Origin of the sequence: Pseudomonas sp. VA159-2 (assembly GCF_024126635.1) — a bacterium.
GTDB classification, from domain to species: domain Bacteria; phylum Pseudomonadota; class Gammaproteobacteria; order Pseudomonadales; family Pseudomonadaceae; genus Aquipseudomonas; species Aquipseudomonas muyukensis.
Genome location: NZ_JAMYBV010000007.1, coordinates 36,287 through 45,335, shown reverse-complemented (window position 1 = coordinate 45,335; position 9,049 = coordinate 36,287). Strand labels below are relative to the sequence as shown.

Annotated in this window: 11 protein-coding genes and 1 pseudogene; 10 read left to right on the top strand and 2 right to left on the bottom strand. The window is 61.3% G+C overall.

What is annotated here, in order from left to right; genetic code table 11:
• The first annotated feature begins 23 nt into the window (after positions 1–23).
• From NJG22_RS08860 to NJG22_RS08820, 9 genes are all read left to right on the top strand, one after another.
• Complete coding sequence (locus NJG22_RS08860; protein ID WP_253093796.1) at positions 24–335, top strand: hypothetical protein; 312 nt, start codon at positions 24–26, stop codon at positions 333–335.
• 9 nt (positions 336–344) lie between these two features.
• Positions 345–629, top strand: coding sequence for a phage antirepressor KilAC domain-containing protein (locus NJG22_RS08855; protein WP_253093794.1), 285 nt, complete (start codon positions 345–347; stop codon positions 627–629).
• A gap of 158 nt (positions 630–787) precedes the next feature.
• Positions 788–1,105, top strand: coding sequence for a pyocin activator PrtN family protein (locus NJG22_RS08850; protein WP_253093788.1), 318 nt, complete (start codon positions 788–790; stop codon positions 1,103–1,105).
• Positions 1,106–1,158: 53 nt separating this feature from the next.
• Positions 1,159–1,566 carry a hypothetical protein gene (locus NJG22_RS08845; protein WP_253093786.1) on the top strand — a complete coding sequence of 136 codons (408 nt, stop codon included), beginning with the start codon at positions 1,159–1,161 and terminating at the stop codon, positions 1,564–1,566.
• Positions 1,563–2,114 (top strand): hypothetical protein, encoded by a 552-nt coding sequence (locus NJG22_RS08840; RefSeq protein ID WP_253093784.1) that lies wholly within the window; start codon positions 1,563–1,565, stop codon positions 2,112–2,114. The genes NJG22_RS08845 and NJG22_RS08840 overlap by 4 nt, the downstream gene beginning before the upstream one ends.
• Positions 2,111–4,195 carry a DNA cytosine methyltransferase gene (locus NJG22_RS08835; RefSeq protein ID WP_253093782.1) on the top strand — a complete coding sequence of 695 codons (2,085 nt, stop codon included), beginning with the start codon at positions 2,111–2,113 and terminating at the stop codon, positions 4,193–4,195. Before NJG22_RS08840 ends, NJG22_RS08835 begins: the two co-directional genes overlap by 4 nt.
• Complete coding sequence (locus tag NJG22_RS08830) at positions 4,192–4,713, top strand: hypothetical protein (RefSeq protein WP_253093780.1); 522 nt, start codon at positions 4,192–4,194, stop codon at positions 4,711–4,713. Before NJG22_RS08835 ends, NJG22_RS08830 begins: the two co-directional genes overlap by 4 nt.
• Positions 4,710–5,702, top strand: a complete 993-nt coding sequence (locus NJG22_RS08825) for a hypothetical protein (protein WP_253093778.1) — start codon at positions 4,710–4,712, stop codon at positions 5,700–5,702. The genes NJG22_RS08830 and NJG22_RS08825 overlap by 4 nt, the downstream gene beginning before the upstream one ends.
• Before the next feature lie 213 nt (positions 5,703–5,915).
• On the top strand, positions 5,916–6,170 hold the full coding sequence (locus NJG22_RS08820) for a hypothetical protein (protein ID WP_253093776.1): 255 nt from the start codon (positions 5,916–5,918) through the stop codon (positions 6,168–6,170).
• An 11-nt stretch (positions 6,171–6,181) separates the two neighbouring features.
• On the opposite strand, the gene NJG22_RS08815 is transcribed toward NJG22_RS08820, so the two are convergent.
• A complete protein-coding gene (locus NJG22_RS08815) occupies positions 6,182–7,804 on the bottom strand; it encodes a recombinase family protein (protein ID WP_253093775.1) in 1,623 nt (540 codons plus the stop codon).
• Between the two features lie 170 nt (positions 7,805–7,974).
• Between NJG22_RS08815 and NJG22_RS08810 the strand changes: the two genes are divergently transcribed.
• Positions 7,975–8,595 (top strand): LysE family translocator, encoded by a 621-nt coding sequence (locus tag NJG22_RS08810; protein ID WP_253094099.1) that lies wholly within the window; start codon positions 7,975–7,977, stop codon positions 8,593–8,595.
• Between the two features lie 30 nt (positions 8,596–8,625).
• Here NJG22_RS08810 and NJG22_RS08805 read toward each other — a convergent pair.
• A pseudogene (locus tag NJG22_RS08805) lies at positions 8,626–9,000 on the bottom strand (LysE family translocator); the annotation flags it as partial.
• Positions 9,001–9,049: the final 49 nt, after the last annotated feature.

Genomic DNA, 9,049 nt, shown 5'->3' with positions numbered 1-9,049 from the left:
CCTGACGATGGGGGGCATGCGGCATGAGCTATGCACTCAGTCATAACGCCTTTACTTGCCTCAAGGCACAAACCAACCTGACCGGACACTTCACACACATCCTTCGCGATGAGTCGAACGGTGCGCTGGCCAAGGCGACGATCCAGACCGAGGTCTATCTCGACCAGGTGACCGTTATCGTTCGTATGGGGCCGACAGTGAACACCCTGACACTGCCAGCGAACTGCATCGCTACTACCAGGAAGATCGCGAGTCACCTCGAGGCCATCGCCAACGGCCAACTGGACACCGCCGACATGCCCCCAATCGAGCTCTTGCTCGACGACGCCGCGTAGGGGATGGACATGGAACGCAACCTTGCACAAACCGCGAAACTGTTTGGGATCTCGCGCAACGAGCTGATCCGCCTAATGCGGGAACAAGACCTGCTGGACCAGAAGAACCTGCCTCGCTATCCCACTCGGGACCGCGACTACCTGCGGAAAAAGGAGGGCAGCTGGTTCCACCCCGTAGCTGGCATGCAATACAGCGAGTCCACCCGTGTGAAGCAGGCCGGGATCCCCTGGCTTGCTGAGCGGCTCCAACTGCAGCTTCCGACACCACCGGAAGACAAGCGCTATGCGGCCTAGGCAGTACGCGGCCCAGATCCTACAACTCAAGACCCGCGAGGAGCGCAACGCTGCGCTCCTGCAGGTCCCCACAGAGTGGCAGGCCCTGGTACGCAAACACTGCGAGACCACCTGGAACCACCCGTCACGCCACAAGCTCAGGGAGAGCCCGACGCCTGATGAGCACTCTTGACCAGCTCCCGCTGCGCCTACCACACGCACCGGACACAACAACGATTGAACTGCTTTATCGCACCTTCGGCGATGTACTCATCCCGATCGACAAAGTGCGCCTGCAGTACTTCCGCAACCTTAACGAAGACACCTTCGCCGAGCAGCTGAAAGTGGGCCGAATCTGCCTGCCAGTCACAACACTGGACACCAGCCAGAAAGCCCTGAAGTTCGCCCACATCCGCCATGTCGCCGCCCTTATCGACAGCAGGGCTTACCTGGCAGATGAAAAGCAGTCTCGACAGACCGAGCAAGAAAAGCAGTAAACACACGACCAGGGCCGCCACCACCGGCCCGCACACCACAAGGAGCAAGACCCATGACCACCCAACAGGTCATCGCCCTAATCGTCATCAGCGCATTTGTCATTGGACTGTTCGCTTACGCTTACTGGTTTGGCCGCAACGAAGGGCGAATTCAGGGCCAGATAGAGCGCGATCGCGAACACAAGGCGACCATCCAGCAACTCGAGGAGTCCCTTGAGCTCCTGCGCAACGACCACCGCCACCTAGCAGATCACGCCAAGCGGCTCGAAGACGCAAGCTCCCTGCAGGAGCACCACTACCACGTGCTTGCCGAGATCGGAGAAGCATTGCGCATTGCGGCAGACACCTGGGCCGCATTTAAAACTGGTAAGAAGCTCGAGCGCGACGGGCGTCGTTTGCGCCTGGAGGCACTCAACCTCGCCAACTTGCTGAAGCCCGCCGAGCAGGAGGCCGCAGCATGAACCAGGCCCACCACCACCCCGGCTTGCTCTTTGAATCCGCGCCGTGCGCCGGACATACCCGCATCATCGCACCGGGACAGACACCGACCCAGACCTCGGAGGAAAGCGGGTACGCGGGAAATCAGGTGAACGCCACCCGAGCCCCCGCTTTGCTCCGTGAAGCTGCAGGCGTCGACGCGCAGAAAACAAAGAGCCTCTGCTGCGTAGCAGCAGGCATTATTTCCACCCTCAGCGCCCCCACCGATTTGCAGATACCCCACGACAGGCTGCGCCAGGCAGCGCCCGCTGATGCAACGCTACTCGCTTCAGATCGCCCGCACGCGCAGCTTGCCAAGGGGTATACGCACCTCCCCTACTTCGCACTCACCGCAGATGAAGAGGCCGTATGCAACTGCATCGCCGACGCGATCAACTCGACGCTTGCGGGGAATGCTGCAGGAGTGTTCGCCTCCGTCGATGAGATGGCCCTGGCCATCCACGACGCCCTGCTACTGCAGGCCGGCGCCCTGCGCCCTGAGCACGGGCATCAGGGAGGGCAACAGGCATGACCTTAATCTCTGCAGCAAAACTACCCACCCCCCAACACTTCAAGACCCAATTCTCCCTGGCGCTGGAGCCACAGGACGACGAGTTGGTGGTCGACTTTTTCTGTGGCGGTGGCGGTGCTGGTACCGGCTTAGAGATGGGCCTCGGCCGCAAGGTTGATGTAGCCAAGAACCACAGCCCGGCCGCGATCAGCATGCACACTGCGAACCACCCGGCGGCGCGCCACTTCACCACCGACGTCTTCGAGGGAGATCCAGACGAAGAGTGCCAGGGCCGGCCGGTGGGCTGGTTCCACATGAGCCCTGATTGCACCCACCACAGCCAGGCCGCGGGCGGCCAGCCACGCAAGCGCGAGATCCGCAACCTGTCGTGGATCGGCCTCAAGTGGGCCGGCAAGAAAAAGCCTCGGATCATCAGCCTCGAGAACGTGAAGCAGATCCTGCAGTGGGGTCCGCTGATCGCCAAGCGCGACAAGGCCACCGGCCGGGTGATGAAGCTGGACGGCACTGTGGCCGCCGTCGGTGAGCGCGTACCGGTACAGCAGCAGTTCCTGGTGCCCGACCCGAAGCGACGCGGCATCACCTGGCGGCGCTTCGTGCAGCTGCTTGAGGGCATGGGCTACCAGGTGGAATGGCGGATCATCAAGGCCTGCGACTTCGGCGCGCCAACCAGCCGCGAACGCCTGTTCATGATCGCCCGCTGCGACGGCCAGCCAATCGTCTGGCCGGGGCCTACCCACGCCAAGAACCCAGCCAAGGGCCAGCAGAAATGGCGCACCGCCGCCGACTGCATTGACTGGAGCGTCCCGAGCAAGAGCATTTTCGGCCGCAAGAAGGATTTGGCCGCCGCCACCTTGCGCAGGGTAGCCAAAGGCATGAAGAAGTTCGTGCTGGACAACCCGCAACCCTTCATCGTGCCGATCGCGAACTGGTCGGGCGAACTGGCCCAGTCTACTGACGAGCCGCTGCGCACCGTCACTTCCTGGCCACGGGGCGGCTCGTTCGCCATGGCTAGCCCTACCCTGGTTCAAACCGGTTACGGCGAGCGCGCCGGGCAGCAACCGCGAGTTCCAGGACTGGACAAGCCACTCGGGACCATCGTCGCCGCCGGCGCGAAGCACGCGTTGTCGAGCGCTGTCATCCTGCCGGCCACGCACCAGGGTGCTGACCGCGTGAACGATCCAAGCGAGCCGCTGCCCACGGTAACTGCCGCCAACCGCGGCGAGCTCATGATGGCGAGTCCGGTCATGGTCGGCGCTGGCGGTCCAGTGTATGCCGGCCACCCAGTAACAGCCGATCACCCCATGGGCACCTTGATGACGCGCAGCCACCGTGCACTGGCGTCGGCACACCTGGTCAAGTTCCGCTTCAACAGCGATGGCGCGGCAATCACCGACCCGATGCCAACCATCACCAGTGGCGGAAACTACCAGCGTCCAGCCGGCGCCGCCCACGCCATGGGCATCTGCACTGCGTTTATCGAGCAGGCCAACGGCGGCTTCAACACCACCCCGGCCAAGGGCGCCGACGAGCCAATGACCACGGTCACCAACACCGGCAGCCAGCAGCGCCTGGTGACCGCCAGCCTGGCCACCCTACGCCGCAACTGCACTGGGCGCGCCGTTGATGATCCAGTACCCACCATGACCGCCTGCGCCGAACATCATGCCCTGGTCGAGTACAAGCTATCGCCGGAGCACGAAGAAGGCGCCCTGCGCGTCGCCGCATTCCTCATCAGCTACTACGGCACCGAGAACACCAGCGCAGCAGACGCGCCAGCGCCTACGGTCACCACCAAGGATCGCCTGGGCCTCGTCACGGTGTTCGTGAAGGGTGCCCCGTACGTGATCGTCGATATCTGCCTGCGCATGCTCCAGCCGCACGAGCTTTACCGCGCCCAGGGCTTCCCGGCCAGCTACATCATCGACAAGGGCGCCGACGGCAAGCCATTCACCAAGACCGAGCAGGTGCACATGTGCGGCAACAGCGTCAGCCCGCCACCAATGGCAGCCCTAGCCAGGGCCAATGACCCGTGGAAGCGCCGCATCCAACACAGCGACCAGCAAGCGAGGAAGGCAGCATGAGCCGCACTCAACACATCATATTCACCGCGACCTCGCTTGAGCACGCACTTTCATCCGTTCGCCACCTCCACGACATGAGCACAGAGCTCATCGCCCAAGAGGTGTTCCGGCAGATGTCGGAGCTAGCCGCTCATCGACTGACACCAATGACCATCTGGTGTGGCTCAGGCGGGCTGTACCAATCAAAGCTCGATGCAACTCGTAACGGCGAGCAACAGATCGAATCGGCCGTTCTGGTCGAAACTCCGGATCTCGCAGATCTGGCCGTCGACATGAACGACGCGCAGGACGCCATGAGGGCAGCCGACTTTGCCAATCGCCGATACTCCGCAGCAGTCCAGCACACATCCCCCAAGGGGGCCAAAGTGCTGGCTGATGTAGGAGGCCATGTCATTACTGTGGAAATCACTGGTCACGGCGCTTATTGGAGCAGGCCAGGCGAGCTGTTCGGCACCAATGTGAAAACCGGAAAGGCCCGGCACTTCCACCATAGACACGTTCTGGAGGTGCAGCCATGAATAACACCAATCGAATGGTCAGCGTGCCCTGCGAGCTTTTGGAGCAAGCTCTCGACGCAGCTGCAGCTGTCGGCATGCAGGACGTAGCGGACGAACTGAACCGCATCCTCACCCCGTCCAGCACAGAACGCCATGACTCGACAGCGGTGCTCTGGCGACACCGAGAGAACAAACCTGGGCGCGTCTGGAACTACACCGAGCATAAAGCAGTTGCAGAAATAGCTATCCGGCGCGAGCAAGAGGTGCAGGGCTTTGCCGACGCACGCGAGACCGAGCGACTGAGCGAGGAAAACCTGCATTACCGGAACCTGCAGATCGAAGCTGACGACCTTATCACGTCGTTACGCGCCCAACTCGACACCCTGCGCGCCCAGCTAGCAGAGCAGGATGCGCTGTTACGTGATGCAGCGCTGCATGCAAGCTGGATGGAGCCCAATAGCGCAGCTGTGCTCAAGCGCATCAAGGCCGCCCTATCCGCCAGCGCAGAGCCGAGCGACTCTCCCGGATGCACCTGGACCTTCACGGATAGCACCTTCGCCTGGGGCACCAGCTGCAGCAACAGCTTTACCCTGATGGAAGACGGCCCGCGCGAAAACGGCATGGAGTTCTGCCCCTACTGCAGCAAGTCGATCATCCAAAAGCCGACCAACGAAGAGCTGGAGGCCATCTGCGAAGGGCTCAGCAAGCCAGCCAGGCAGCACCAGGCTGCGCCAACTCCAAAGACCATACCCGCCACCTTGATGCAGGCCATGGAGAACTTGGCGGTGAGGTCCGCGGCTTCCAACCATCCGCCTTTCCTTCTGCCGGCATCGGCGCGCCAGGCGCCCTTGGTGATGCTGGGCGGAGTCTGCTTGCGAGTCTCCTACTCCGGCCTCAAGTGGTACCACGATCAGCTGATCAACGACCGCTGGGAGCCGCTGTCGGTAGATGAGTTCGAAGCCTTGCTGACCATTGCTTTGCAAGACACCACCCAGGGGAGCAATCCATGAGTCCACATGCCATTAGGCCACGCATGGCCACTCACAGCCTCGACCTGCCAGCGATGTGCGATATCTGCGGGAAAGCGCGCTCGACACGCAATCACGCTGACTGCAGCAAAGCCAGGCAGCAACGAAAAAACGTCGAGTGGCAATTCTACATGGCAAACGTGGCAGCTAAACGAGCAATGGGGAGACGGGCTTGAGCCCGCGAGGATACAGTAAATGAAAATCGCAATTCCCAACCCATCACTGGAGGGAGCAAAGCTCTCCGCGACAGTCAGCACTGGCTTTACCGCGCATACAGAATCAGGCGCCAAAGCCCGGATGGCTATCATTGATGATCAGGGCAACATCCTCGCGGCGGGCGAAGATGTTGCCTGGGCAGCTTGGCGTGTTTGTGTCGAAGTACAGGAGAATTTCTGGGAGGGCCAAGGCCACCTGGTGGTTCATACCCGCCCCCCTGGGCAACTCAAGTAACGCTGCAGTCTTCATGAAGGGCGGTCAGCCCCGGCCGCCCAGTTGCTCGTCTTCCGGTCTACCCGTAGCCAACGTTTTTGGCCAGCCTTCGAAACCAAGAGCACGTCAATATCTCGGGACTTTCGCCCGGCCGGGATCACGCCCCGCATGTAGATGACAATCCGCTCGAAAGTGTCCAGCATCAGCTGCCGGACGCGCTCACGCACAACGGTATCCAAGGCATCAACCCCGGCGGCCAGGTCGGCCCACACCTGGGCATTGGCCGGGGCCTGGCTGGCAGTAGCGGCAACCATTTTCCGATCAACTTCCTGCACCTTCGCTTTAGCCCCCTGGTAGCGCTGCTCCAGCTCCTGAAGCTTGCGCACCAACACCAACGGCGCAACACCCTCCCCCTCACCCAGCGCCAGAGCCTCAGTGAGCCGCGATATCTGGCCCTCAATCTCGTCGCAGGCGCCCTGAGCCTCAATCCTCATCTGCATGAGGCTTTTCCCCTCGAGGGCAGGCTCTTGCAGGCGCTGCAAATTCATCTGGTCCGAACAGTACGCCATCACGGCGCGCTCAACTGGGGCCACGCTGCAACTTCCTCCCGCATCACACCCTTGCCCATCCATATACGACACACACATGATCCGGCGATGCCCGTCGGCCATAGAACCGTCCGTCCGCCGTTTCTGCATAACGTTCTGAGCTGACATCGATGTACCGCAGTAGCCGCAGTAAGTGATGCCAATACCGGTGACCACACCAGGAATGACGCCCTTGCCCCTGCGCCGGAACCGCTCACCGTTCACGACCTGCAAAGCTTCAAATTCGCTGTCCGATACAAGCCTGGGGTAGTAGTCGGGCAGCGTGAATTCGTCACCGCCAACGGATATCTGCTTGGCTCCCTTGAGCGCCGGGAGCCGCACAAGGCGATAGATTCGCTCGCCACCGTTGCCGACATTTGAGGTGTCGTAGCCGCCATCGACCATGAGCTGATAGATGCGGCCGCCGCCCAAGCCCTCCAGATACCGGTCAAGAGCAAAGCGAACGGCGCGCGCGCGCTCCTGAATGAACTCCCATTTCCCATCCTGAAGCTGCAACCACCGCGGGTCACCCCCATTGCGGATCAAGCCACGATAGGTGCCGTCGATCCAGCCCTGGCACTGCCGGCGGATCGCGGCCGAGACGCGCTTGCTTTTGGTGTCGCTTTCTTCGTGCGCCCGGATCATGACCAGGAGGCTGTACACCAAGTCCATCGGTTGGGCTTTGAGCCGCTCGCGGTTGTACTCACGGCCGTCGCTGGCAGTGACCACCGTCACCCCACCGCCGATGATCTGCGCGAGTTGGGCCTGGGCCTGGATCGGCTCGGCCCGGCTCAGGCGGTCCAAGCCCTCAACAACCAGGACCGAGCCAGGCGCAATACGCCCGTCCTCGATCGCCGAGAGGAACACGCCCAGCGCGCCCTGCTTGATGTGCCGTTGGTGATATGCCGACAAGCCTTCATCGCGAAGGGTCAGCGACTCGTCGAGCGAAAGCCCTCTCTCTTTTGCCCAGGCTTTCGCGTATTGCGCCTGGCGATCGGCGCTGTGGCCGCTGGCTTGCTTGGGGTCTGAAAATCGTAGGTAGCTGTAAACCTTCGGCCCGGCTTGCACTGCTGTCGGCTCCAATTGGGAAAGGCGGGGCCGTGAGTATATAGATTCTCAAGCGCTTGGGTGTCTCTCAGCCACCTGCCACCTCAACGGGAATTGCGTCTGATGCATTGCTACCAGCGCCGGCTTGATGAATGATGGCAACCAAACCACAAGACCATGATGACCAACCTATGAACGCCTCGACACTACTCCTTTTTATACCGGCGTGTTTTGCTTTGAACATGGCCCCTGGCCCAAACAACTTACTTTCAATCAGCAATGCCACACGGTATGGGTTCTTGGCGTCTTGCGTTGGTGGAGTTGGCCGACTATTAGCATTCACCGCAATGATCGCTCTTTCGGCTGCGGGTCTGGCTGCGGTACTTGAAACATCTGAATTGGTTTTTCAAGCAATAAAAATATTAGGCGGAGGATACCTAATATATATAGCGATTAAGCTGTGGACAGCTAACACTCAAGAAGAGAACTCGACGGACACCGCACAAAAGAGCCTGCTGCAACTTGCCAAACAAGAATTCCTTGTTGCCATTGGAAATCCGAAAGCAATTTTAATATTTACGGCCTTTCTGCCACAATTCATAGACCCCAGCCAAAGCATCGGCCCTCAATTTGCTGTGCTGGGCGCACTGTTCATTCTGCTTGAGCTAGTTGCTCTGGCTGGATACGCGATGATCGGCCTGCACCTACGGCGCTGGTTCAATCGTCCATCGGGTAGACGGCTGTTTAATCGCACATGTGCGGTCCTGCTTGCCGGCGCTGCCACGCTTCTGCTGACTGCGCGCCGCGCCTGAATCAAGGCGTTGTAGGGGTATATATTCTCAGGCCCTCGGGTTGCCCGCCGCCACCCAGAACTCCTGGCGCGCCAGCTTCCAGGTGCCGCGAGGCTGCTCGCCGGTTCCTGCCGCCTGCGCCAGCGGTGCCCGCCACAACTGCCAGGCGATGTAGAACAAGTAGCCGGCGCCCAGCACCTTGATCGCCAGGAACAGGTATTCGCTGGTATGCAGCACCACCGCCAGGCCCATGGCCGCCAGGACGATCATGCCGCTGAAGGCCAGCAGGCGCCCGGCACCGGCCACGCAGGCGATGCGCAGGCCATAGCGGCTGGCGTTGTGCAGCGACAGCAGGTTGTTCGGCCCGGGGGCCATGTTCAGGGCAAAACAGGCAGGGATGAACAGCAGCAGGCTCGACAGGTCCATTCTTATTCTCCTTCGCGGGCTCGCAGCGTCGCGCCCGTGGGGTCACGGC